Origin of the sequence: Ochrobactrum teleogrylli, from assembly GCF_006376685.1 — a bacterium.
In the GTDB taxonomy this organism is placed as follows: domain Bacteria; phylum Pseudomonadota; class Alphaproteobacteria; order Rhizobiales; family Rhizobiaceae; genus Brucella; species Brucella teleogrylli.
Genome location: NZ_VEWL01000013.1, coordinates 74,374 through 98,194 on the forward strand (window position 1 = coordinate 74,374; position 23,821 = coordinate 98,194).

A 23,821-nucleotide genomic window follows, 5' to 3' on the forward strand; every position below is an offset into this window, starting at 1 on the left:
TGGAATGACTTTGGACAGAACGATCGGTGAGCGGCTTTTGCGGGCGCCAGTCATGGCGACGCTCTACGGCGTGGATAATCTTCAGGCATTTCTGGACAGCAAGGCGGAAGTGGGCATTGTCGCCAACATTGCCTTGCGCCATGTGGCCGAAGTGCTCAACGCGCTTAAGAAAAGCAACAAGCTGATCGTTCTGAACATCGACAGTTGCGAAGGCCTGTCGCAGGACAAGGGAGCTATCGAATTCCTTGCCGAGATTGGCATTTCGGTTCTGCTGTCGACCCGTGTTCCAACAATCCAGAAGGCCGCGCAATGCGGCCTTCTGACCATGCAGAAAGTCTTTGTGACCGACCGGTCCACCTGGCCGCGCAGCCTGAAGGCGGTTTCGCAAAGCGGGCCCAATCTGGTGCAGATCATGCCATCGCCCATGCTCGGCTATCTCTCTGCAGAGGACAAACGCCGTCTCCCGCCTATCGTAGCTTCCGGCTTTATCTGTGATGAGACCGATGTAGCAAAGGCAATGAAAGAGGGCGCCATTGCCGTTTCGTCAAGCAATAAATCCCTTTGGGACTATAGCAGGCGCAAGCTATAATCACACATTGATGACAGCTGACGGTGGAAGCGGGTGTTCTAGAGCGGTTCCGGTTAAAACGGAATCGAGGAACCGCTCTATCTATTGGTTTTTACGCATTATCCTACGTATCAAAGCGGGATCAGAAATCAGTCCAGTGGACTGATTTCCCCGCGTAGGCGCTACGCACTTTTGCTGGAAATGTTCTAGTGCCGCTTGCACCGCATCTATTCAATAGGCGTTTCACCATCATTCTACTTTGCTTGATGGTTCTGCCACATATCCGCGTCACGCATACCTGCCCTTCTCATCAGCGCTTATAACAACATCAAAGATTTTTCCCGCGCAGGGTTAGCAACTTGTACTCGACGCTTCTCGGGGTGGTGTGAAATATATTTCATTATGTGAATTATATTGACATAGCAAATTTCTTCCGATTATCTGGCTTTACCGAATTTCGAGGAGGAGGTTCGGTCTTCAGGGTTCATCGGCCGCTCGGTAGGGCGACAAAGGATATTGGGAGGGGCTTCGGCCTCAAGGAGGGAACTTGCGCAATTTTCTAAGCACATCCGCAGCGGCGATCCTAGCAACGACGCTATTCACCGGCGTGGCAAGCGCGGAAACGGAAAACCCGTTTCGCTGCAAGCCGGGCGAAAAATATGTCATGAACGTCATGGTTTCGGGCGTCGAATATTGGTTCCCGGTTTACGAGATGTTCAAACAAGCCGGTCAGCAGTTCGGTTGCGAGACAGCCTATACCGGCACGCCGGAATATGACGTCAACAAGCAAATCGCAACCTTCGATCAGGCGCTGGCTCAAAATCCGGCGGGCATTCTTGTCCATCCGATGAACTCGGACCCCTTCGTTGAGCCGATCAACCGGGCGATTGATCAGGGCACTGCCGTCGTCACTTTCGCTGCGGACTCACCACTCTCGAAACGTATTTCGTTCATCACTTCGGACAATACCCGCGAAGGCACCTATGCCGCTGACGCGATTGCAAAGAAGATGGGCGGCAAGGGCGAATATGCCGTTCTTGAAAATCCGGGTCAGGACAACCATGACAAGCGCATAGCGGCTTTCATCGCCCGGATGGAGGAAAAATATCCAGACATGAAGCTCGTTGGTCGCGCAGCCTCCAACCAGGACCCTAACAAGGCCTATCAGGGGCTTATGAGTCTGGTTCAGGCACACCCAAACCTGGGCGCGGTTTTCATGCCGGAAGCCAACTCGGCGATCGGGGCCTCCCAAGCCAATCAGGAAAGCGGCGGCAAGATCCTCGTCATGTGTGCCGACGTCAATGCCAACATCCTCGATATGATCAAGGCTGGACAAGTGTTCGGCTCGATTAACCCTAATCAGGGCATGCAAGGCTATATGGGCTTCATGATGCTGTGGCTCGCCAAGCATCCCGAACTCATTGACCCGATGAACGACTCCAAGCGTTCCGGCTTCAATCCGATGAGCATTCCATTCGTCGACAATGGGCTGTCGATTGTGACGGCAGAGAATGCGGACGACTTTTATTGGGACAAGTACCTGAAGCGGCGGGGCACCAAAGGGATCGACGAGTAACCTTTTGTGTCGGCCATCCGGGATGGTTAAGTTCCGTATGGCCACCGCAAGCTTGGCGAGGAGCATGTCATGGTGTCTGTGCCCGTTTTGGAAATCCGCAACGTGAGCAAGCATTTCGGTGCGGTGAAAGCGTTAACGGACGTGAACTTCAGCCTCGCGAAGGGCGAAGTTCATGCGATCTGCGGCGAAAATGGCGCGGGGAAGTCGACGCTCATGAACATCATTGCCGGTGTGGTGCAGCCGACAGAAGGCGAAATCCGCGTAGAGGGTTCGCCGGTCCGGGTAACGTCGCCCACCATTGCGCAGGCTCTTGGGCTTGGTCTTGTCCATCAGGAAATTGCGCTCTGCCCCGATGTGACCGTGGCCGAGAACATGTTCATGGCGGCAACAGATCGCCGCCGTTCGCCCTTCATGAACTACGCCGAGTTACAGCGGAACGCGCAGGCAGTGATGGACCGGCTGGCACCGATTGATGTGCGCCGCAAGGTCTCGGAACTGTCGATCTCCAACCAGCAACTGGTCGAAATTGCAAAAGCATTGACGCTCGATTGCAAGGTTCTGATCTTCGATGAACCAACGGCGGCGCTAACGGAAGCCGAGACAAAGGTTTTGTTCGGTATTATCCGAAACCTGAAATCCCAGGGAATATCGATCATCTATATCAGCCACCGCATGGCCGAAATTTTCAGCCTGTGTGATCGGGTCACCGTGCTGCGCGATGGGCGCTATGTTTCGACAGAGAACGTCGCGGACCTGACGCCGGATGATATCGTGCGTCGTATGGTCGGTCGCGAGATTACGCAGCTCTATCCTGAAAAACAGGCTTTGGAAGAGCGTACGGAAGAAACCATTCTGAGTGTCTGTGGTCTTGGGGACAACAGCCGTTTCAAAGACGTCAGTTTCGACTTGCGACAAGGCGAAATTCTGGGTGTTGGTGGGCTGATTGGATCGGGACGTACCGAAATCGCCGAAGGCATCTGCGGATTGCGCCCTGTTCAGGAGGGCGAGGTCTTTCTTTATGGGCAGAAGCTTCGGGCGAAGTCTTACGCCGACGCCGTTCAGGCGGGGGTTGTCTATCTCTCGGAAGACCGGAAGGGTTCCGGTGTTTTCCTCGATCTTTCTATTGCCCAAAACATTGCTGTCCTGGACCTGAAATCGCTGACCGGACCGCTCGGTCTGTTGAACTCCAAGGCTGAAGCCGAACGCGCACAAGAACTCACCCGTCGGCTCGGCGTGCGAATGGGCGGGATCGGCATGCCTGTCTCGTCGCTTTCGGGCGGCAATCAACAGAAGGTGGCGATAGCCAAGCAGCTGGCGGTCAATCCGAAGGTCATCCTGATGGACGAACCGACGCGAGGCATCGATGTTGGTGCGAAATCGGAAATCCACCGGCTGCTGCGTGATCTCGCGCGCTCCGGAATTGGCATCATTGTGATTTCATCGGAGCTGCCGGAACTTCTCGGCCTTTGCGACAGGGTGCTGGTCATCCGGGAGGGTAGGGTTATGGGTGAAGTCGAGGGCGAAGCGATGACGGAAGAAGCGATCATGCGGCTTGCGTCGGGCATTGATGACCCCAAGAATTCGAAGGCATCACAGCATGTCGCATGAACAGGAAACAGGGGCTGGGAAGACGGTCATGACGAGCGCAACAGTGACAACAACCTATGGAAAAGGCGCCTCGGGCTGGAAACGGCTGGGCACGATGCGCGAAGCGGGACTGATCGCGATCATTCTGGCGCTTTGCATTGCCATGAGCTTCGCATCGCCGCACTTCCTGACATTTGGCAATTTTCGGGCCATGCTGATGTCGTTTTCGGTAGAAGGCATTGTCGTTGTTGGTATGACGATCTTGTTGATCGTCGGCGGCATCGACCTGTCGGTGGGTTCGGTCGTCTGCTTCTCGATGGTTCTTTCGGGGACATTGTTTCTGATGGGGCTCGACCCCTGGAGCGCATCGCTGATCGGCATTATCGCCAGCGGATTGATCGGCTGTGTCATGGGTTTCTTCGTTACGGTCGTGGGCTTGAACCACTTCATCACATCGCTGGCAGCGATGGTGATCGTACGCGGCGTCTGCCTGATCATAACCAAAGGCACCCCGCTGTCGCTCTTCACCTTGCCGCCATCGTTCAAGGCGATCGGGCAGGGCACGTTTCAGGGCGTCCCGATTGTCATTCTGATCTTCGTCGCCGTGGTCGTATTTTTCGATTTCCTGCTGCGTCGTGCAACGGCCTTCCGCAAGGTTTTCTACACCGGCAGCAACGAGAAGGCAGCGCTCTATTCCGGCATCAAGACCAATCAGGTGAAATTCTGGGTAACAGTACTTTGCGCCACGCTGTCGGGTGTGGCAGGCGTTATCTACATGTCCCGCTTCGGTGCTGCTACGCCCACCTTCGGTGTTGGCATGGAACTCAACATCATTGCCGCTGCCGTGATCGGGGGTGCGTCGTTGAGTGGGGGATCAGGCACGATCCTGGGGGCAATTCTCGGTATTGCCCTGCTTTCGGTGGTCACAAGTTCGCTGATCTTGCTAAACGTCTCGGTTTATTGGCAAGACATGATCAAGGGTTGCATTCTGCTTGCCGCCGTATCGATTGACCATTTCCTTCATAAGCGGAAGGCTGCCTGACATGCCGATTGCCAAACGGAAACCCGCTAACGCGCCGCGCGAGGAAATTGTCATCGCAAGGCAGATGCATCAGGCCCTGGTCCTGCATTTTCTCGAAGGATTGACACAGGCGCAAATTGCCGACCAGCTTGGCATCTCGCATGCGACGGTAAACCGCCTCATCAAGCGTGGTCGCCAGCTCGGCCTCGTCGAAATCAAGATCAAGTCGCCCGTCGAACCGCTGGTCGACATGGAGGAACAGCTTCTGGCGCTCGGCGGCATCGGTCGTGCCGTGATCGTGCCGACCGTATCTGACAATCCGCAAACGGCACTTCAGGCGGTTGGCGAAGCTGCAGCCCGGTTGCTGCTTGAGGAGATTACCGACGGAGATACGATCTGCATCACCGGCGGCAAGGGCGTCAGTGCTGTAGTGGCCAGGCTTCAGGCGCAGCGGCCCTTCGCTGTGGAGGTGATCCCGGCGACCGGTTGTGTGCAGGGAAAGCATTATACCGACGTCAATCACGTCTCAACGTTGATGGCGGATCGGCTGGGCGGTCACTCCTACCAAATCCATGCGCCGCTGTTTGCCGATAGTGCGGCTGAGCGTGACATGCTGATGAATATGCGCTCCGTCGCCGACGTGTTCGAACGAGCCCGCGAAGCCAAGATCGCAGTCGTCGGCATCGGTTCGATCCTGACGGATGATTCAAGCTATTACGACCTGCACCCATCTTCCAGCACGGATCGCGCTGCAATCGAGCGTTCTGGCGCGGCATGCGAACTTCTTGCACATCTGCTCGATGATCGGGGGCAGGTCTGCGACTACAGCCTCAACCGTTCGCTGGTGTCATTGACGCTGCCCGAATTCGCTTCGATCCCGACCAAGATCGGTGTGGCGAGCGGGCCGAACAAGGCAGCGCCGATCCTTAGCGTTCTGCGCGGCAATCATCTGGATACGCTGGTGACTGACGAGGCAACGGGCGCTCGGGTATTGGAACTGGCGAATGGCGAGGGGAAATGGATATGAGCGGGCAACAGTTGATAAGAGAGATCGGCAAGTCCGGCGTCTCCGCTTCGGCAGTCGGGCTGGGAACCTGGGCGATCGGCGGCTGGATGTGGGGCGGCACCGACGAAAAAGAATCTATCGCTGCGATACAGGCTTCGCTCGATGCCGGTGTCACGATGATTGACACTGCGCCAGCCTATGGGCTTGGCCGCTCCGAAGAGATCGTCGGAAAGGCATTGGCCGGACGCCGCGAGAAGGCGGTTATTGCCACCAAATGCGGCCTTGTCTGGCATACGCGAAAGGGGCGGCACTTTTTCGATCAGGACGACAAGCCGGTCCACCGATACCTCGGTCGCGATGCGATCCAGCACGAGGTTGAAGAAAGCCTGAGAAGGCTTGGAACCGACTATATCGACCTTTACATCACCCATTGGCAGGACCCCACGACATCGGTTGAGGAGACGATGCGGGCGCTGGAGGATCTTCGAACCTCCGGCAAGATCCGGGCGATTGGAGCGAGCAATGTCAGCCGCCATGATCTTGAAGCCTATATTGCGATTGGGGGTCTCGACGCCATTCAAGAGCGATACAGCATGATTGATCGTGAAATCGAGGCAGACCTTTTGCCGCTCACCCGGGACAAGGGCATCGCGACATTGAGCTATTCGTCGCTGGCGTTAGGGCTCTTATCCGGCGCAATAGGCGCAGACCGGGTGTTTTCTGGCGACGATCAGCGCAAGGACAATCCGCGCTTCTCCGTCGGCAATCGGCAGAAGGCGACGGCATTTGCCAACACCATCCGACCGGTTGCTGAAAAGCACAGTGCCAGTATCGCTCAAACGGTGATCGCCTGGACGCTTGCGCAGCCCGGTGTGACCTTTGCGCTCTGCGGAGCGCGTAACCCGGCACAGGCAATGGACAATGCGCGGGCTGGAACAATCCGGCTGGACGCTGCCGATCTTGCCGCCATCGATACGGCCATAGCGGTGAAACTGACTGACATGGACAGGTAACGGATCGCCATCATGAAGCGTGAAGAGATATTGGACGGGATCCGCCAGATCCCGAAGGTGGACGTGTGCGTGATTGGCGGCGGCATCAATGGCGTCAGCGTCTTCCGGGAACTCGCGTTGCAAGGGCTAAATGTATTGCTGGTGGAGAAGCACGATTATTGCTCGGGCGCCAGTTCGGCCCTCTCACGCATGGTCCATGGAGGGCTTCGCTATCTGGAAAATGGCGAGTTCAAGCTTGTGAAGGAGTCGCTGGCCGAGCGTGACCGTCTGCTACGCAATGCGCCGCATTATGTTGCGCCGCTGCCGACGACAGTACCTGTGTTCGATATCTTCTCCGGTCTTGGCAATGGCATCGTCCGGTTCCTGGGGTTAAGCCGCCGGCCCAGCCGCCGCGGTGCCCTCGCAATCAAAGCTGGCCTCAGCATCTATGATTTCCTGACGCGGAAGCGGGCACTCATGCCGCGTCACCAGTTTCGCGGTCGTCGCACGACACTCAAAAAATGGCCCGCGCTCAACCGCAATATCAAAAGCTCCGCAACCTATTTCGACGCCTGGGTGAGCCATCCAGAGAGATTGGGGATCGAACTGCTGAGGGATGGTTTGGAGGCGGGCGGTGATGTTTGGGCGTTGAATTACGCGGAACTGCGCCGCGCAGAGGATGGGCGCTATCGCGTTGAAGACCATCTCGGCGGCACCTCTGTTACCATCGATCCGGCGTTGATCATCAACGCCACCGGCGGCTGGATCGACATTGCCAATGAAGCACTTTTTTCACCGCAGGCGCGCCCGGCGCCATTGATGGGCGGCACCAAGGGCTCGCATCTGATCATCGACAATGCGGAATTGCGTGACGCACTTGCCGATCACATGATTTATTACGAGAACGAGGATGGGCGAATTTGCATCCTCTTTCCCTATCTCGGCAAGGTTCTGGTCGGCTCCACGGATATCCGGGTGAACAATCCCGAAGCGGTGCGTTGCGAGGCGGAGGAGCGGGACTATATCCTGCAATCACTCGCCTTCGTTCTGCCAGACATCAGCGTCAGGCCTGACGAGATCGTCTTCCAGTTTTCCGGCGTAAGGCCATTGCCCACCAGCACTGACAGCTTTACCGGACGCATTCCACGGGACCATTTCTGTACGGTCATCGAACAGGGTGACGACGGCCCGTCGGTGTTGTGCATGATCGGTGGGAAATGGACGACATTCCGCTCGTTTGGTGAAATGGCAGCAGATATCGTTCTGGAAAAGCTTGGTCGGCAACGGCTTGTTTCGACAACTGATCGCGCAATCGGCGGCGGTCGCGCATTTCCCGCCAACGCGCTGGTTTGGCTGGCTGGCCTGGCGACAGCGAGGCGTATGTCCGAGGTGCGCATGGCTCAATTGTTCGAGCGTTATGGTACGCATGCCGAGACAGTCACCGACTTCATCACCGCAGGACCGGAAAGGCCACTGCAACACCCCGGTTATTCCGAGCGTGAAATCCTGTTCCTGATCCGGGACGAGGCAGTCGAACATCTCGATGATCTGCTTTTGCGACGAACGACGCTGGCCGTTTCGGGTGAGCTTTCGCTCGACATGATGGATGCCGTTCTCGACCTGCTTTCTCAAGAAAAGCGCTGGACCACCACACAGCGTGCCATTGAGCGCGCCCGTTTTCTCAACCTTCTCAGCGAGCGCCACGGCGTCAGCGAAATCATGCTTTCCGCAAGGAACGAACAAAGGAGTACAGAATGCGACACAATAGCAAAGTCCGGATGAACAGGCTGTTTGGCGGCGGGCGCTGCCTTGACGTAGCTATCGATCACGGCGTCTGCAACGAGCCATCCTTTCTGGATGGGCTGGAAGATATTCAGTCTGTCGTCAAGGCGTTGGTCGAGGCGGCACCGGATGCGATCCAGATGAATTACGGCCAGTCAGACCTTCTGCAGGACATTCCGGGGAAGGACAAACCGGCTTTGGTCATGCGTATCGATATGGGCAACCCCTATAATCGCATCCGCCACCGTGACATGTGGGCGGTGTTGCAGAACGAAGCAGAGCCGTTGATCGGTGCAATCGAGATGGATGCGGCTTGCGTCGTCGTCAACCTCTTCATGCTGCCGGACGAGCCTGAGTTGTTCCGTCAATGTGTGCAGAACATTTCCCGCGTGCGAGCCGATTGCGACAAATACGGAATGCCGCTTATGATCGAGCCACTGGTCATGCAGCCGGTCACCGAAAAGGGCGGCTATATGGTCGACGGTGATGCCGAAAAAATTGTGACACTGACTCGGCTTGCGCGCGAAATGGGCGCGGATATCATCAAGGCGGACCCGACGAATAATGTGGAAGATTTCCACCGCGTGGTCGAAGCCGCACGGTGCCCGGTTCTGGTGCGCGGTGGCGGCAAGGAAGATCTTCGTGCGGTGTTCGACAAATCTGCGAACTTGATGCGGCAAGGTGCGTTGGGCATGGTCTATGGGCGCAACATTTATCAGCATGCCAATCCCAATGCGGTCGTGCGAGGGTTGATGGCCATTATCCATGGGAATGCGAGCGGGGAAGAGGCATTCGAACTTTATCTGAAGGGCTAAAGCAGAGATTTTGGACCTTGGGAGGGGTTCTGTATGGGAGAATATCTTTTAGGGCTCGACGCTGGAAACACCGTTATCAAGGCGGTGATCTTCGACCGAACAGGTAATGAAATTGCGGCTGCTTCCGAGGAGGGACGCAGCCGCATGCCATGCCCAGGCCATGTAGAGCGTGGTCTGGATGAGCTATGGACGAACGCACGGCACGTGATCCGTAGCTGTATCGAGCGTGCAGGGATATCGCCGGCTGAAATTATCGCAATCGGTTGCGCAGGCCATGGCAACGGACTTTATGCGCTGGACCGGGATGGCGCGCCGCTCATCGGCATCCAGTCGATCGATACGCGTGCGACCGGGCTGGTCGAGCAATGGGCCGCTCGGGGTGTGGGCGAGCGCACCCAGCCGATCGCGCGCCAGCGCCCCTGGCCATCGCAGACGCCGACCTTGCTTGCATGGTTGAAACGAAACCGGCCGGAGTTGTTCAGCAACATCGGCACGGTGTTCTTCTCGAAGGATTTCGTCGTCAATCGCCTGACTGGCCAACGCGTCAGCGAGGTTTCGGACATGTCCGGCGCGGGTCTGCTCAATCTGGCGACGCGCCGCTATGACAAGACCTTGATGGCAGCTTATGGCCTTGAGGATTGTATCGATCTCCTTCCTCCGCTGATCGAAAGCGCTGATATCGCGGGTACTGTCACGCGAGAAGTTGCGGCGCAGACGGGGCTCGCCGCGGGGACGCCGGTGGTTGGTGGTCTATTCGACGTTGTCGCTTCGGCGCTCGGCTCAGGCGTCTCGCGCACCGGTAGCGCCTCAATCATTGCAGGCACCTGGAGCATCAATCAGGTCATTATCGACGGACCGGACCTCAATGAACCGGTATTCATGTCCTCGACATTTGATCGTACCCGCTACATGGCGATGGAGAACAGCGCGACCTCGGCCGCCAATCTGGAATGGCTGGTCAAGGAGTTCTTCGAAGGTGAGAATGCGGACGGTGGTTCACCCTTCGATGCGTGCTGTGCCTTGGCCGGAGCGATCACGCCAGCAGCGGACGATCCGCTTTATCATCCCTACCTCTATGGTGCCCAGCAAGACGGTCACGCTCGCGCTGGTTTCTACGGTATCGCGGGTTGGCACACCAAAGGACATCTTGTTCGGGCGCTTCTCGAAGGTGTCGCTTTCGGTCATCGCCAGCATGTCGAGAGGATTCGCAAAGCAGGCGCCGTGTTCAACGAAGCCGTGCTTTCAGGCGGTGGGGCTCGCAGCCTGATATGGCCTCAGATATTCGCGGACATACTCGGCCTTCCTGTATCCGTCAGCCGTTCGCGTGAAACGGGCGCGCTTGGAGCGGCGATTGCCGCCGGAACCGGTGTCGGGCTTTTTGCCGATTTCAGCGAAGGTGCAGCCGCCATGGTCAAGGCCGAGCGGCATTACCTTCCGGACGCGTCGCTGGAAGGGCATTATGCCCGGCGCTATGCCCTTTTTAACGATATAGACGAGGCTATGAGACCGATCTGGCGGCGGTTGAATGCGGCACAGTTGGCCGACTATGGAGTGCCGAGAGAAACCAGCTCGCCCTGTTGCCAGACGGCATGAATTTTTCGCGTATTGGTGATGTCATCCAGCGGGTTGGCATCAAGGACGATCAGATCGGCCCGCTGTCCTTCGGCAATCCGGCCCCTGTCCGTCAATTTCAGCAGCGCTGCGGCCTGCTCGGTTGCTACGCCGATTGCCTGAACGGGCGCAAATCCTGCATTGACCAGATGTTCCAGCTCGCGATGTTCGGCGAAGCCGGGTATACGTTCTGGAAAAGCACCTGCATCCGCACCAAAGCCGAATTTTACACCGCCAGCCTCTATCAATTTTGACAAATTGCGGAGGTTCATTTCCACATCTCGTCGCGCTTTTTGTGCCCGTTCGCTGGTAGCTGTCTTTTCGCGCCAGTCTGCGCTGGAAAACTGGTCTTTCAGTTCAGGGCTTAAAGCCGATTGCAGGAAGGGGTTTTCCAGCAGCGATGGCTGGTCGGCGAAAATATAAGTAGCTTCGTCCATGTGCACCGTTGGAATATACCATGTACCCTTCTCGCGAAGAGCATCGATAAACTCCTGATCGATCTCAACGTCGCGAACACCGTGGGCTAGAATATCAGCACCCGCAGCGACCAGCTTTTTGGCGTGGTCGAGTGTGTAGACATGGGCGGCGACAGCGAAACCCAGTTGGTGTGCTTCGTCGATTGCTGCGCGAAAACAATCCTCGCTCATCGGTTGGATAGGCCCGAATGTGTCGATCCATAGCTTGATGATATCGATCGGTTGCTGCGCCATTTGGCGAACGACCTGACGCGCTTCTTCCGGTATCTGCGGACGTGGTGACAGACCGTCAGGGGCAAATATTCCCGCACCTGCTGTCATGAAGGACGCACCGTATTGCGGGTTATTGCGCATGTTTTCGCGGGTTTTGGGCTCGGGCGTGGGGGTCATGCCGAGCGAAACCACCGTGCCGATACCGTAAGCCTGAAACTGGCGTAACGCTGCATAAGCGTTTTCCGGTGTGAAATTATGTCGTCCGCCCGTCGTGCCCTTGATAAGCCCGACATGGGCGTGGTTGCTGGTGAATGCGGGGATCAGATATCGTCCTTGATAATCGACAATCTGCGCATTCTGCAAAGCGGCTGCCGTATTGTCCGTTTCGCTCAGGACCGCTGAAATAGTTCCATTCTCAATCAGGATCGCGCCGGGGCCAGACATCTCCTGGCCAATCAGCATGCGTATATTGGTCATCGCCAGTCTTGTGCCGCCACTACCGTAATTGCGTGCGTAGGCGCTGTTCGGAGCTATGCCACCGGCTATAAGTGTACCGATAAGAGTATTCACATTGCGTCGGGTCAATTTGGTCATCGTGATACCACTCCTGGGTTAGATTGAGAGGTAGGACGCCTTTGGCGAACAATGTTGCTGGCTGTGATGTAGGGACCTCTTGAGATGCTGGCCGGAGCCATACCGGGTCTGATATGGCTCCGGTTTGATGGAGCTGATGCTAGAATGGATAATGCTGCTTTGGGTCTTCGATTGTGATCCATCGCAGATTGGTAAAACTGTCTATGCCAGCGGAACCGCCAAATCTGCCATAGCCGCTGTCTTTGACGCCGCCGAAAGGCATTTGTGGTTCATCTCCCACCGTCGGTCCATTGATATGGCAAATGCCTGCATCAATTTTACGCGCAACCTTGAGCGCGCGGTCAATATTCTGGCTGAATACGGCAGAGGACAGACCATACTCCGTGTCATTTGCAAGTTCGACGGCATGATTGTCATCGCGGGCGCGCACCACGCAGACGACCGGTCCGAATGACTCCTCGCGAAACAGACGCATTGCGGGTGTAACCCCGTCGACAATCGTGGCTGGCATGATTGTTCCCTTTGCCGTGCCCCCAGTTGTGATTGTGGCACCGGATTCTTTGGCATCGGCAACCAGTTCGAGCACCCGATCAACTGTGCCTTGCGCGACGACAGCGCCCAGAGCGACTTTCTCGCGTGGATTGCCGCTTGGCAATGCTGAAGCCCGTGCCGTAAACCTGGCCACGAATTCATCGGCGATTTTTTCATCGACAATGATGCGTTCGGTGGACATGCAGATTTGCCCCTGATTCATGAAGGCACCGAAAATCGCCGCGTTGACGGCACCATCAAGATCGGCATCATCCAGTACAACCAATGGCGCCTTGCCTCCCAGTTCCAGAAGCACAGGCTTGAGGTGTTTGGCAGCTTCAAGTGCGATGATTTTCCCCACCCGCGTGGAACCGGTGAAGTTGATCCGCTTGACGAGAGGATGCGATACAAGCGCGTTGACAACTTCCGGTGCGTCATCAGCGCTGTGGCTGACAATATTGAGAACACCTTTTGGCAGACCCGCTTCAATCATTACGTCGCCCAGCATGCGATGCAGTCGCGGGCACATCTCGGACGATTTGAGAACAACCGTATTGCCACAGGCAATGGGCATCGCAAAGGCGCGTACCGCCAAAATGACAGGGGCATTCCATGGCGCCATTCCAACCATGACGCCAACAGGTTCGCGTACGGCCATGGAAAGGGTTCCAGGCTTATCGGATGGAACGATCTCGCCCTTGATCTGGGTTGTTGCGGCGGCGACTTCGCGCAGGATTTTGGCAGCCAACCCGACGTTGAATCCGATCCACGGGGCAGTCGCCCCGGTTTCAGCGATGCCGCAGGCGGTGAATTCGCCGATCCGGGCTTCGAGAAGATCTGCCGCCTTGAGCAGGATGGTGCGGCGCTCGCTCGGGCCGACTTCGGACCATTCTGCGAAGGCTGTTGCCGATGACTTGACGGCCCTGTCGATATCAGGCTGCCGGGCGGCGGGCGCTACAGTGGCCTCTTCTCCGGTGACGGGGTCAATACGGGTAAAGGTCGCGCTGCCCAGTGCCGGAACATCCTGGCCATCTATCAGCAGTCCAATATTCATCTAATCCTCCCATTTTTGGAATTGAGGTGTGTTCAACTGGCGTGGGTTGCCGTTCCGTAGAAGGCGATCTGCACTTTCTTTGCGGCAGCCCGGAGTTTGGCTGCGAGATCATTGGCGATCAGCGGTTCCATCCGGCTTTTTGAACTGAAGACTGAAAGGCCGCAGATCATTTTGCCGGAGGGGTTAAGGACTGGCACAGCCAGCGCATAGACATCGGGCTCCCGTTCACCCCGATTAAACGCAAGGCCGGACTCTCGAATATCCTGCAGTTCGGCGATGAGCCCCGACCGGTTTGGCACAAAGCCCTCATTGATCGCCTTGAGCTCAACGCGCTCAAGATAGGCATCAAGCGCGGTTTCACTTAAATGGGCGAGCCACAATTTGCCATGCGCGCTGGCATAGGCTTCAAGATGACTGCCAAGCTGTATCGATACGAACATCGGCCGATCCGGCAAGGCACGGGCGATACAAATCGCGCTTTCACCGTCAAAACTGGACGCAAGTGTTGCTTCGCCAACGTCCTTCGTCAGTTGGTCGAGCACAGGCTGCAAGGCGCTGCGCAAATTGTCTGCTCCGGCGGCGCGTTTTCCCAGTTCGGCCAGTTTGTAGCCCAGTCGATAATGTCCACGCGAAACCGCCACGAGTGCGCCTGCAGCTTCGAGGGTTTTCAGAAAACGGTGCGCTGTTATCGTATTCAACCCCAGGCGCGATACGACATCGCTTGATCCAATCTGGAGCAGCTGATCGTCGAATAAGTCCAATATCTGGAAGGCCTTAATAACCGATCCATTGGCCTGGCTCATGACGCATTTTTCTCCCCACAGAACGCGATATCCGCAAAATTCTAAAGCGTGTTGACAAACGAAGCGTAACACACCTATCATTAATTGCAATATAAATTTCACATATAGAAATATCTGCGAGAAGCAAAACAAGACGCAAATTCTCGGGAGGAGGAAAACGCGTGGATGTTCGTTCCCAGACTAGCCATTCCATGACCGCGGGAGGTGCGCTCCTTGCGCGTTTGAAAGCTGTTGGCGTGGATTATATTTTTGCCAATTCCGGTACTGACTTTCCTCCGATCATTGAGGGGCTGGCTGAAGCCAAGGCGAATGGGATCGCTTTGCCGGAGGCGCTTGTTATTCCCCACGAGTCAGCCGCTGTCGCAATGGCGCATGGGTACTATCTCGCATCAGGCCGCCCTCAAGCGGTGATGGCGCACACCAATGTTGGCCTTGCAAATTGCGCCATGGGCGCCATCAACGCCGCGGCGGAACAAATCCCCATGCTGCTGCTGTCGGGGCGAACGCCAACGCTTGAAAAGGGTCGTTTCGGTGTACGGACGGTGCCCATCGGTTGGGGGCAGGAGATGCGCGATCAGCATGCGCTGGTCCGTGAGGCTTCCAAATGGGACTATGAACTCCGCTTTCCGGAGCAGATACCAGATGTCGTTGATCGGGCCTTTGCCATTGCAAATTCCACACCAAGAGGTCCTGTTTATGTCAGTGTTCCGCGCGAAGTGTTGTGCGAGGTTGTTGACTATGAAGGCCTGACCGCGCCCAGTCGAGTGGCGTCGTCTGTTTCTGCACTCGATTTTGATGGCGTGGCCGAGCTGGCGCAAGCCATCCGGGATGCGCGCCGACCGCTATTCGTGGCGCAGAAAGGTGCTGGGACAGAACAGGGTTTTGCTGCCCTTGATCGCATAGCCCGAAACTGGGCTATCCCCGTCAGCCAGTATTGGGCGGTGCAGCTTGCACTTGCGACTGATCATCCTTTTTCGACCGGGGCGGAAATCGCGCCATGGATCAACGATGCTGATCTCATCGTCGTCTTGGATTGTCTGGCGCCGTGGTCTCCTGCAATCCATGAACCGAAAGCAGATTGTCGGATTTTTCAGGTCGGCGCGGATCCGCTCTACGAAAGGTTCCCATATCGGAATTTTCCGTCGGATCGGACCATTACCAGTGAGGTTGGTCCATTTCTTGTCGCATTGGAAAAGGCCTTGGAGGAGTTGGGCGTCGAAAGCGGCTATTATATCCAAACCCGCCGCGAAGACGCACAGGGCCGTTGTCGCACGCGACGCGAAAAGGTTCTTTCAAAGGCTGAGACCGGGCAGGACTCCGGTATAACCAAGGATTATGTCAGCCTCTGCCTTTCGCGAGCCGTACAAAACCACGAAGCGTCGGTTCTGTCGGAGCTCGGTTGCCCGTTGGAGCCGCTGACATTGAACAGGCATGGAAGCTGGTTTCAGGAACCGCATTCTGGTGGTTTGGGCTGGTCGTTTCCAGCCGCTCTGGGGATGAAACTGGCAAAAGCTGACCGACTGGTCGTCGCGACCATGGGCGATGGCTCTTACATGTTTGCCAACCCTGTGGTCTGTCATCAGATAGCGGAAGCCCTCGGCCTTTCGATCGTGGTTGTGGTGGTAAACAATTCCGAATGGGGTGCGGTGCGCCAGTCGGTCGCCGATCTTTACCCGGAAGGCTATGCAGCGCAGGCCAATATCATGCCGCTGACCTCGCTGGGACCGACACCCGATTTTGCGATGGTCGCACAAGCCAGTCGCGCTTTTGCACAGCACGTTAAACGAGCGGAAGATTTGCCGGCGGCTTTGGAGGCTGCTGTCACCCATGTGTCAGCGAACAAGGGGCTGGCATTGGTTGAGGTCAACGTCAAGCCGTGAATGGTTGTCGAGCATTATGACTGCTCGGCACTTGGGAGGAAGCCATGAATATGCTGGTTAAAAGCGATTTAGCAGGCGATACAATTGCGCGGGTAGAGGCTATCCCGGTCTTTCTGCCGTGCGAGTTGAAAATCGGTGCAATTCATCGCTCGACTGAATTGTCTGCCGTGGTGGTTGAGATTGAAACCGCCGACGGTGCCATTGGACACGGTTTTACGGCGATTACCGATGAAGAGGTGGTGAGCGCTGCCGTCAACAGCCTTGTTGCACCCAATCTTGTCGGCATGCCTGTAATGTCGCGTGAGGCCGTGGCAGAACGCCTTTATTGGTTGCTCAGCCCTCGTGGGCAAACCGGTTATGCAAGTCACGTCGCCTCCGCAATCGACATTGCACTGTGGGATATAGCGGGAAAGAAACTGCAGATGCCGGTTTGGCGTCTGTTGGGTGGTGCGCGCAGCAAGGTCGAAACCTATGTAACGTTTGGTTTCGCCGCGCTTGATCGGGAGGAACTCGCGGAAGCGGCAGCTCACCTCTCCCGGCAGGGGCAGAAACGGTTGAAAATGGTCGTTGGCCATCATGCGCTGGCGCGTCGTGATAGTGGTCGTTCGCTTGATGCGGTCATTCGCGAAGATGAAGCCCGGATTCGCGCAGTGCGCCTGGCGGTTGGTGACGATGTCGACCTCTTCATTGATGCCAATTGCAGTCTGGACAAATTTCACGCGCAGCTTTTGGCAGAACGGATTGCCGATTGCGATATTCGGTTCTTCGAGGAGCCCCTGCGTGGAAACGATGTTGGAAGTCTGGCGGACTTTCGCCGCAAGATTAGAATTCCGGTAGCTGCTGGCCAGAACGAGGGACAGCTGTTCCGGTATCGTGATCTTCTCATGCATCAGGCTGTTGACGTGTTGCAACCCAATGTCTGTATCGGTGGCGGCTATACGATGGGGGCCAAGATTGCTGGCATGGCGCAGGCCTTTAACACCACAATCGATAATGGTGGAGCATTTCCTTTTCACAATATGCATTTGCACGCAGCCATGGCCAATGGCGGTCTGGTTGAATGGCACCTCGTCTCGGTTGAACTGTGCAAAGGGGTCTTTGAAGGACTGACAACTTTGGGACAAGGCGAGATTGCTCTGCCGGAAACACCGGGTCTGGGCTTTTCGATGTCGCCTGAACGCAAAGCGGAACTGTTGAAAATGCCGACGTCGATGGGACGTGGAAAAGGATGATTGTACCTCTGCTTCATCTGTTGGGATGAGCAGGAATACTGATGGAAAGCAAACCACTGGGAGGATGGAATGCGTTATTCGACTGCATTTTTAGCATTAATCGCGGCTATGTCGTTTTCGAACATCGCACAGGCGGAATGGAAACCGACACAGGATCTTGAATTCGTGGCAGGTGCGGGGCCGGGCGGTGGAACCGATCTGTTTGCGCGCACAATCCAGTCCATAATTCAGAAGTATGATTTGGCGGATGTGGATGTCGTCGTGACGAACAAGCCAGCCGGTGCTGGAAGCGAAGCCTTCATGTATGGTGTCACCGGTGGCAAGGATCCTTATAAGCTATTGTTCGGAAACAATAATGCGTGGCTGCTGCCAATGAAGGCAAGGGTCGGCTATTCGATGGACGATCTGACACCAGTCGCCAGCATGGCCAGAGATGTTTTCCTGCTCTGGGCCAACAAAGATAGCGCCTACAAGACCTATCAGGATGTGGCGAACGCCGCTAAAGATAAGTCCGTACCTTTGAAGTCTGGTGGCACCCAGTCCAAAGACGGTGATGAGATTCTCGTGCGCATGATTGCGGCAGAGGCAGGCGGCAATTTCATTTACATTCCTTTCAAGAGTGGAAGTGAAGCCGCTGTACAGCTGGCCGGCGGGCATATCGACATCAATACCAATAACCCGTCGGAAAATGTGGGACAGTGGGCTGGTGGTGCGGTGAGGCCAATCTGCGTTTTTGCAGACGCCAAGCTTGAGGACACGAACAAAGTGTATGACGGGCAGGGCTTTGGAGATATTCCAACCTGTGCAAGTCAGGGCAGCAAAATACAATCCTACGAGATTCCGCGAACGATCTTTTCCGCAGCGAAATTAACCAACGAGCAACAGGCCTATTTTCGCGATCTTCTGTCGAAAGTGCGCGAGAAGCCGGAATGGCAAGCCTATCTCCAGAAAACCATGCAGGGCGATCTGTTTTTACAGGGGTCTGAACTTCAGACTTATATCGATCAAGATAGTGCGAGAGCCAGAGCGGTGTTTGAGCGTGAAGGTTGGCTTGTCAAATAGGGCAAGCTTTGTGCGGTCGCCTTCAGGCCGCGCTGTCTACTGGAAATGGGAGAGACCGATATGGACGATACCAGGAAGGTATTGCTAACGCGCTTTGCTGCCGAAATGTTTGTGGCAGCACTGCTCGTCGCTATAGGCGTACTCGTTGCTTACGGTGCCGCCGGTCTGGGTTATGGCTGGACATCCAGCGGCCCGGACTCAGGCTACGTACCATTCTATCTTGGATGGGGAATAGGGCTCGCCGGTATGGGGATCGCGATTTCGAGCTATCTCGAGCGTGAGCGTTATAGAGCCAGAGTTTTTCTGACACTCGATGGCGCACGCGATGTCCTGTCGTTCTTCCTGCCCATCATAGGACTGGTCGTTGCCAGTTATCTTCTGGGCATCTACTGCGCGGGCCTGATCTATCTGTTTTTGACTATCCGGTTTCAAGCCAAGGCTTCGACTTTGAATGCGCTTTTGATCGCTCTTCTCGCGGTTGGTCTTTTCTATGTGATGTTTGAGTTCTGGTTCCGTATCCCGCTATTGACGGGGCCGATCGAACCTCTTCTCGGATTGTGAGGTGGAAATGATGGAAAACCTCGAAAATCTTCTGCACGGCTTTTCGATCGCCATCAGCGGCTATCATATATTCCTCATGATTGCAGGCGTCATGATGGGGCTTCTCGTCGGCGTTTTGCCGGGGTTGGGTGCGCCCAATGGCGTGACGCTTTTGTTGCCTTTGACATTCTCGATGGAACCCGTCTCGGCTATCATCCTGCTAACCAGTATGTACTGGGGCGCGCTGTTTGGTGGGTCGACCACATCGATCTTGTTCAACATCCCCGGCGAACCATCTTCGGTGGCAACCACATTCGATGGTCATCCCATGGCCAAGCGCGGTGAGACTACCGAAGCATTGACCTATGCATTTTCCTCCGCAGGTATCGGTGCGTTGTGCGGGGTGGCGCTGATCACGGTTTTATCGAGCTGGATTGCTTCCTTCGCGCTCAGCTTTTCACCGGCGGAATATTTCGCCGTCTATTTTCTCGCTTTTTCCTGCTTTATCGGGTTCGGTTCCGGGTCGATGCTGAAGAGCGCTGCAGTAATTGCGCTTGGTTTTGCACTCACATCGGTCGGAATGGATACCGTTTCAGGTGAAGTGCGGTTGACCTATGGCTTTTCTGAACTGCTGCGCGGGATCAGCTTCCTCGTTGCCGTGATAGGCCTCTTCGGCATCGGAGAGCTGTTGCTGACGATGGAGGAAGACCTGAAATTCGATTCCGTGAAATCAAAGCTTGAAATCCGTCGCGTTTTCAAAACGATTGCAACGCTGCCGCGATATTGGGCAACATATCTGCGTTCCCTCGCCATTGGCTGTTGGATGGGAATAACACCGGGAGGGCCAACGGCGGCTTCCTTCATGAGCTATGGTGTCGCGCAACGCTCCGGCAAAAAGAAATTCGGAACCGGTATTCCAGAAGGTATCATCGCGCCGGAAACCGCCGATCATGCCGCCGGTTCCTCGGCAATATTGCCGATGCTGGCACTTGGAATTCCAGGTTCAGCGACGGCTGCCGTCATGATGGGGGGGCTGTTGATCTGGGGGCTCAATCCCGGTCCGATGCTGTTTGTCCAGAATACGGACTTCGTCTGGGGTTTGATTGCCTCAATGTATCTCGGCAATGTCATTGGTGTCATCTTCGCCCTGGCAACGGTTCCCTTCTTTGCTGTCATTCTACGGGTCCGTTTTGCCATCGTGGCACCGCTGATCATGTTTGTATGTTTGATTGGTGCCTATACGGTGGCGAGCGCATCATTCGATATGGTGTTGCTGGCGATATTCGGCGTGGTAGGTTATCTCTTCAAGAAGCTGGACTACCCCATCGCTCCGTTTGTGCTCGCCATGGTGCTCGGTCAGAAAGCAGAGGACGCCTTTCGTCAGTCCTTGATGATCTCCCAAGGGTCACTTTCAGTCTTCTTTTCAAATTGGCTCGTCGGGAGTGTTATGACCGCCGGGATTGCGATGATTGCCATTCCTGCACTCATCGCTTTGTGGCGCCGCCGCCGACCGTCACTCGTAGAAGAAGTTTGAGGACGCGCCATGGGTTTGATCGGCGTTTCACACACACGTCAGGCGGCTCAACGGCGCCTGCCTCGCATAGCGTTCGATTTTATCGATGGCGGTGCCGGGCGCGAGAATGCGTTGCGTCGGGCCGAAGCTGCATTCAATGACGTGGAACTCGTGCCGAGTGTTCTACGGGGTCATACTGAATTCGACACGAGCTGCCGCCTTTTTGGTACGGAACAGTCTTTGCCTTTTGGTATTCCACCGATAGGGCTTGCCGATCTTGTGTGGCCAAAAACGGATATAGCCTTGGCAGCGACTGCCTATCGGCTTGGCATTCCATACGTACTTTCGACGGCGGCATCGACAACCATTGAAGATATCACCAAGGTTAACCCGGATGCCTGGTTCCAGCTCTATGTGGGCGAAGATCAGTCTATCGTGGACAATCTGATTGATCGTGCGGAATCTGCCGGTATCAAAAAACTTGTCGTCACGGTTGATATACCGGCTCCCGGCAGAAGGCTGAGGGATTTGGCGAATGGTTTTACATTGCCCTTGCGTCCCAGTCTTGGAAGCATTTTCAGCTTTGCGACCCACCCAGCCTGGTGTCTTGCCACGTTGCGTGCGGGGTCACCGAAAGTTGCTAATTTTGCGAACTATGCATCGGGGTCGCAGTCCGGCACATCGCTGGCGCGATTGATGGCCCGCCAGACTTCGGGCAGGCTCGACTGGACAATTCTGGGCGACCTGCGGCGACGCTGGAAAGGAACATTCATCGTCAAAGGTGTGTTGAATCCGTCCGACGCCCGAAGAATTGTCGACACAGGGGCGGATGCACTGATTGTTTCCAGCCATGGAGGACGGCAGTTCGAAGCGGCACCGGCGCCATTAGCTGCGTTGCCGGAAATTCGCGCAGCCGTGGGACGACAGATCCCGGTGCTAATGGATGGCGGTATCCGCTCAGGGACCGATATCATTTCTGCACTCGATCGCGGAGCCGATTTCGTTTTTATTGGCCGTCCTTTTCTTTACGCCGTCGCCGCAGCTGGTGTTGCCAAGGGGCCGGATCAGATGGCTGAATTGCTGCGTGCCGAATTGATCAATACGATGGGGCAGCTCGGATTGGGGTCCATTTCAGAGTTGACTGACCGCTCCCAACATCAGGCCACAACTTCCCGCCAAACGAAGTGTTCGCCGCCCAGCTCCACGCAATCAAGATGTGGCGCTACATAATCGAGCGACTTGACGGGACTTGGAAGCTCGCCCTCATTGGCGACAAACAATCGACGTTCGCGATCTGGATCAGCTACGGGAACCGCCGACATCAGACGACGCGTATAGTCATGGGCAGGATGCTCAAACACCTGCGAACGTGTCCCGGTTTCCACAAAGCGACCTGCATACATCACCGCCACACGGTGGCTGATCTGCTCAACAACCGCCATGTCGTGGCTGATGAAAAGATAGGACACGCCGGTTTCGTTCTGGATGTCCTGCAGAAGGTCCAAAACCTGCGCTTGAATGGAGACGTCGAGAGCGGCCACGCTTTCGTCCGCTACGATCAGCTTCGGTGAAAGCGACAAAGCGCGCGCGATGCAGATGCGCTGCCGCTGGCCGCCGGAGAATTCGTGCGGATAGCGCTTCATCTGGTCGGCAGACATGCCGACGCGACGGAAGAGATATTCGACCCGGTCTTTCAGCTCACTGCCGGATGCCAGACCATGGATCGTCAGCGGCTCACCCACAAGGTCGCCAACCCGCATGCGCGGATCAAGAGAAGCATAGGGATCCTGAAAGATCATTTGAATGTCGCGAAGCACTGGCCGCATCGCCGTGCGGCTCAGGCCCTTTGTGCTCTTGCCGTCAATGCGGATATCGCCGCTCCATGGCACCAGATTGAGCAGGGCCTTGCCCGTCGTGGACTTGCCACAACCCGATTCACCGACCAGGGACAGCGTTTCACCGCGATTGACGGTGAAGGAGACGCCCTCCACGGCATGTACGCGCCGGACAGGACGCTGTAATATGCCGCCCTTTATGTCGAAGCGGACAACCAGATTTTCGACTTCAAGAACGGGACGAGAAGGTTTGGGCGCTGGCTCGGCTTTTGGTTCGGCTGGCGCACGTTTTGGCTTGTCTGTGCCGGTCATTTCACCAAGCCGTGGCACGGCGGCGAGCAATCGCTGCGTATATTCGTCACGAGGGTGATGGAAGACCTCGCGCAGCGGACCTTGCTCTACCTGCCTGCCCTTGTTCATCACAAGAACATGGTCTGCCATTTCTGCGACGACGCCCATATCATGGGTGATAAGAATGACCGAGATGCCGTTCTCTGCCTGCAGCTTGCGAATGAGTGCCAGTATCTGCGACTGTACCGTCACGTCGAGTGCCGTTGTCGGCTCATCGGCGATGAGAATTTCGGGCTTCTGGGCAAGCGCCATGGCGATCATGACGCGCTGACGCATGCCGCCGGAAAGTTCATATGGATACTGCAGCAAACGACGACTGGAATCGGAAATATGCACCTGATCGAGCAAGTCCTTGCAACGCTGTTTCAGCGCGGCACTGGACAGGCTGCCTTTCGGGCCAGCTTCATTGGCGACTGCTTCAGCCAGTTGTCGCCCGACGGTCAGAACCGGGTTCAGCGAGGTCATGGGCTCCTGAAAGATCATCCCGATATGACGCCCGCGCACACTGCGCATCTGGTTTTCGTTGAGCTTGAGAATGTCGCGACCGTTCATCATGGCGGTGCCACCGGTGACGCGCGCCAGGGACTTGGGCAAAAGCTGCATCAGCGAGAGCACAGTCATGGATTTGCCGGAACCGCTTTCGCCGGCAATACACAAGGTTTCCCCGGATTGCAGATCAAAGGAAAGCCGGTCGACGACAGTGCGTGCACCGTCGGGTGTCGCAACCTGCGTCACCAGATCTCTTACCTGCAGAAGCGGAGAAGACGTGTTCATATTTG

General features: G+C 56.1%; 19 protein-coding genes. 15 read left to right on the forward strand and 4 right to left on the reverse strand.

Features of this window, described 5'->3' with window-relative positions:
• Nucleotides 1-4: 4 nt before the first annotated feature.
• The 9 genes from FIC94_RS18170 to FIC94_RS18210 all read left to right on the forward strand — a co-directional run bounded on the left by FIC94_RS18170 (nucleotide 5) and on the right by FIC94_RS18210 (nucleotide 10,940).
• Nucleotides 5-589, forward strand: a complete 585-nt coding sequence (locus FIC94_RS18170; protein ID WP_140025914.1) for a glycerol-3-phosphate responsive antiterminator — start codon at nucleotides 5-7, stop codon at nucleotides 587-589.
• 526 nt (nucleotides 590-1,115) lie between these two features.
• Complete coding sequence (locus tag FIC94_RS18175) at nucleotides 1,116-2,144, forward strand: substrate-binding domain-containing protein (RefSeq protein WP_140025915.1); 1,029 nt, start codon at nucleotides 1,116-1,118, stop codon at nucleotides 2,142-2,144.
• A 69-nt stretch (nucleotides 2,145-2,213) separates the two neighbouring features.
• Nucleotides 2,214-3,752, forward strand: a complete 1,539-nt coding sequence (locus FIC94_RS18180) for a sugar ABC transporter ATP-binding protein (RefSeq protein ID WP_140025916.1) — start codon at nucleotides 2,214-2,216, stop codon at nucleotides 3,750-3,752.
• Nucleotides 3,753-3,780: 28 nt separating this feature from the next.
• The gene (locus tag FIC94_RS18185; protein WP_109366269.1) at nucleotides 3,781-4,773 is read left to right on the forward strand and encodes an ABC transporter permease; all 993 of its coding nucleotides are present in this window, start codon (nucleotides 3,781-3,783) and stop codon (nucleotides 4,771-4,773) included.
• 1 nt (nucleotide 4,774) lies between these two features.
• Nucleotides 4,775-5,779: a sugar-binding transcriptional regulator gene (locus FIC94_RS18190; RefSeq protein ID WP_140025917.1), complete on the forward strand. Its 1,005-nt coding sequence runs from the start codon at nucleotides 4,775-4,777 to the stop codon at nucleotides 5,777-5,779.
• A complete protein-coding gene (locus FIC94_RS18195) occupies nucleotides 5,776-6,771 on the forward strand; it encodes an aldo/keto reductase (RefSeq protein WP_140025918.1) in 996 nt (331 codons plus the stop codon). The genes FIC94_RS18190 and FIC94_RS18195 overlap by 4 nt, the downstream gene beginning before the upstream one ends.
• Nucleotides 6,772-6,783: 12 nt before the next feature.
• Complete coding sequence (locus tag FIC94_RS18200; RefSeq protein WP_140025919.1) at nucleotides 6,784-8,532, forward strand: glycerol-3-phosphate dehydrogenase/oxidase; 1,749 nt, start codon at nucleotides 6,784-6,786, stop codon at nucleotides 8,530-8,532.
• The gene (locus FIC94_RS18205; protein ID WP_109366265.1) at nucleotides 8,505-9,347 is read left to right on the forward strand and encodes a class I fructose-bisphosphate aldolase; all 843 of its coding nucleotides are present in this window, start codon (nucleotides 8,505-8,507) and stop codon (nucleotides 9,345-9,347) included. The genes FIC94_RS18200 and FIC94_RS18205 overlap by 28 nt, the downstream gene beginning before the upstream one ends.
• Before the next feature lie 33 nt (nucleotides 9,348-9,380).
• Complete coding sequence (locus FIC94_RS18210) at nucleotides 9,381-10,940, forward strand: FGGY-family carbohydrate kinase (protein ID WP_140025920.1); 1,560 nt, start codon at nucleotides 9,381-9,383, stop codon at nucleotides 10,938-10,940.
• Here the strand turns inward: FIC94_RS18210 and FIC94_RS18215 are convergent.
• The 3 genes from FIC94_RS18215 to FIC94_RS18225 form a co-directional block, all read right to left on the reverse strand.
• On the reverse strand, nucleotides 10,892-12,241 hold the full coding sequence (locus FIC94_RS18215) for an amidohydrolase family protein (protein ID WP_140025921.1): 1,350 nt from the start codon (nucleotides 12,239-12,241) through the stop codon (nucleotides 10,892-10,894). The genes FIC94_RS18210 and FIC94_RS18215 overlap by 49 nt on opposite strands.
• A gap of 139 nt (nucleotides 12,242-12,380) precedes the next feature.
• Complete coding sequence (locus tag FIC94_RS18220; protein WP_140025922.1) at nucleotides 12,381-13,826, reverse strand: aldehyde dehydrogenase; 1,446 nt, start codon at nucleotides 13,824-13,826, stop codon at nucleotides 12,381-12,383.
• A gap of 32 nt (nucleotides 13,827-13,858) precedes the next feature.
• Nucleotides 13,859-14,731: an IclR family transcriptional regulator gene (locus FIC94_RS18225; RefSeq protein ID WP_140025923.1), complete on the reverse strand. Its 873-nt coding sequence runs from the start codon at nucleotides 14,729-14,731 to the stop codon at nucleotides 13,859-13,861.
• Between the two features lie 59 nt (nucleotides 14,732-14,790).
• Between FIC94_RS18225 and FIC94_RS18230 the strand changes: the two genes are divergently transcribed.
• From FIC94_RS18230 to FIC94_RS18255, 6 genes are all read left to right on the forward strand, one after another.
• Complete coding sequence (locus tag FIC94_RS18230; RefSeq protein WP_268967497.1) at nucleotides 14,791-16,509, forward strand: thiamine pyrophosphate-requiring protein; 1,719 nt, start codon at nucleotides 14,791-14,793, stop codon at nucleotides 16,507-16,509.
• Between the two features lie 44 nt (nucleotides 16,510-16,553).
• Nucleotides 16,554-17,741 (forward strand): mandelate racemase/muconate lactonizing enzyme family protein, encoded by a 1,188-nt coding sequence (locus FIC94_RS18235; protein ID WP_235892060.1) that lies wholly within the window; start codon nucleotides 16,554-16,556, stop codon nucleotides 17,739-17,741.
• Between the two features lie 69 nt (nucleotides 17,742-17,810).
• The gene (locus tag FIC94_RS18240; protein WP_140025924.1) at nucleotides 17,811-18,803 is read left to right on the forward strand and encodes a tripartite tricarboxylate transporter substrate binding protein; all 993 of its coding nucleotides are present in this window, start codon (nucleotides 17,811-17,813) and stop codon (nucleotides 18,801-18,803) included.
• Between the two features lie 60 nt (nucleotides 18,804-18,863).
• Complete coding sequence (locus FIC94_RS18245; RefSeq protein ID WP_180918049.1) at nucleotides 18,864-19,364, forward strand: tripartite tricarboxylate transporter TctB family protein; 501 nt, start codon at nucleotides 18,864-18,866, stop codon at nucleotides 19,362-19,364.
• Nucleotides 19,365-19,374: 10 nt separating this feature from the next.
• Entirely contained in the window at nucleotides 19,375-20,877 is a 1,503-nt protein-coding gene (locus FIC94_RS18250; protein WP_140025951.1) for a tripartite tricarboxylate transporter permease, read from the forward strand.
• Nucleotides 20,878-20,886: 9 nt separating this feature from the next.
• Entirely contained in the window at nucleotides 20,887-22,086 is a 1,200-nt protein-coding gene (locus FIC94_RS18255) for an alpha-hydroxy acid oxidase (RefSeq protein WP_140025926.1), read from the forward strand.
• Here FIC94_RS18255 and FIC94_RS18260 read toward each other — a convergent pair.
• Nucleotides 22,014-23,816, reverse strand: a complete 1,803-nt coding sequence (locus FIC94_RS18260; RefSeq protein WP_140025927.1) for an ABC transporter ATP-binding protein — start codon at nucleotides 23,814-23,816, stop codon at nucleotides 22,014-22,016. The genes FIC94_RS18255 and FIC94_RS18260 overlap by 73 nt on opposite strands.
• Nucleotides 23,817-23,821: the final 5 nt, after the last annotated feature.

What these genes read in the sequence shown, in the direction of transcription:
- FIC94_RS18255 (WP_140025926.1), top strand. Translation starts at nt 20,887, where the DNA reads ATGGGTTTGATCGGCGTTTCACACACACGTCAGGCGGCTCAACGGCGC.
- FIC94_RS18235 (WP_235892060.1), top strand. Translation starts at nt 16,554, where the DNA reads ATGAATATGCTGGTTAAAAGCGATTTAGCAGGCGATACAATTGCGCGG.
- FIC94_RS18240 (WP_140025924.1), top strand. Translation starts at nt 17,811, where the DNA reads ATGCGTTATTCGACTGCATTTTTAGCATTAATCGCGGCTATGTCGTTT.
- FIC94_RS18220 (WP_140025922.1), bottom strand. Translation starts at nt 13,826, where the DNA reads ATGAATATTGGACTGCTGATAGATGGCCAGGATGTTCCGGCACTGGGC.
- FIC94_RS18205 (WP_109366265.1), top strand. Translation starts at nt 8,505, where the DNA reads ATGCGACACAATAGCAAAGTCCGGATGAACAGGCTGTTTGGCGGCGGG.
- FIC94_RS18180 (WP_140025916.1), top strand. Translation starts at nt 2,214, where the DNA reads ATGGTGTCTGTGCCCGTTTTGGAAATCCGCAACGTGAGCAAGCATTTC.
- FIC94_RS18200 (WP_140025919.1), top strand. Translation starts at nt 6,784, where the DNA reads ATGAAGCGTGAAGAGATATTGGACGGGATCCGCCAGATCCCGAAGGTG.
- FIC94_RS18195 (WP_140025918.1), top strand. Translation starts at nt 5,776, where the DNA reads ATGAGCGGGCAACAGTTGATAAGAGAGATCGGCAAGTCCGGCGTCTCC.
- FIC94_RS18245 (WP_180918049.1), top strand. Translation starts at nt 18,864, where the DNA reads ATGGACGATACCAGGAAGGTATTGCTAACGCGCTTTGCTGCCGAAATG.
- FIC94_RS18210 (WP_140025920.1), top strand. Translation starts at nt 9,381, where the DNA reads ATGGGAGAATATCTTTTAGGGCTCGACGCTGGAAACACCGTTATCAAG.
- FIC94_RS18260 (WP_140025927.1), bottom strand. Translation starts at nt 23,816, where the DNA reads ATGAACACGTCTTCTCCGCTTCTGCAGGTAAGAGATCTGGTGACGCAG.
- FIC94_RS18185 (WP_109366269.1), top strand. Translation starts at nt 3,781, where the DNA reads ATGACGAGCGCAACAGTGACAACAACCTATGGAAAAGGCGCCTCGGGC.
- FIC94_RS18170 (WP_140025914.1), top strand. Translation starts at nt 5, where the DNA reads ATGACTTTGGACAGAACGATCGGTGAGCGGCTTTTGCGGGCGCCAGTC.
- FIC94_RS18215 (WP_140025921.1), bottom strand. Translation starts at nt 12,241, where the DNA reads ATGACCAAATTGACCCGACGCAATGTGAATACTCTTATCGGTACACTT.
- FIC94_RS18250 (WP_140025951.1), top strand. Translation starts at nt 19,375, where the DNA reads ATGGAAAACCTCGAAAATCTTCTGCACGGCTTTTCGATCGCCATCAGC.
- FIC94_RS18190 (WP_140025917.1), top strand. Translation starts at nt 4,775, where the DNA reads ATGCCGATTGCCAAACGGAAACCCGCTAACGCGCCGCGCGAGGAAATT.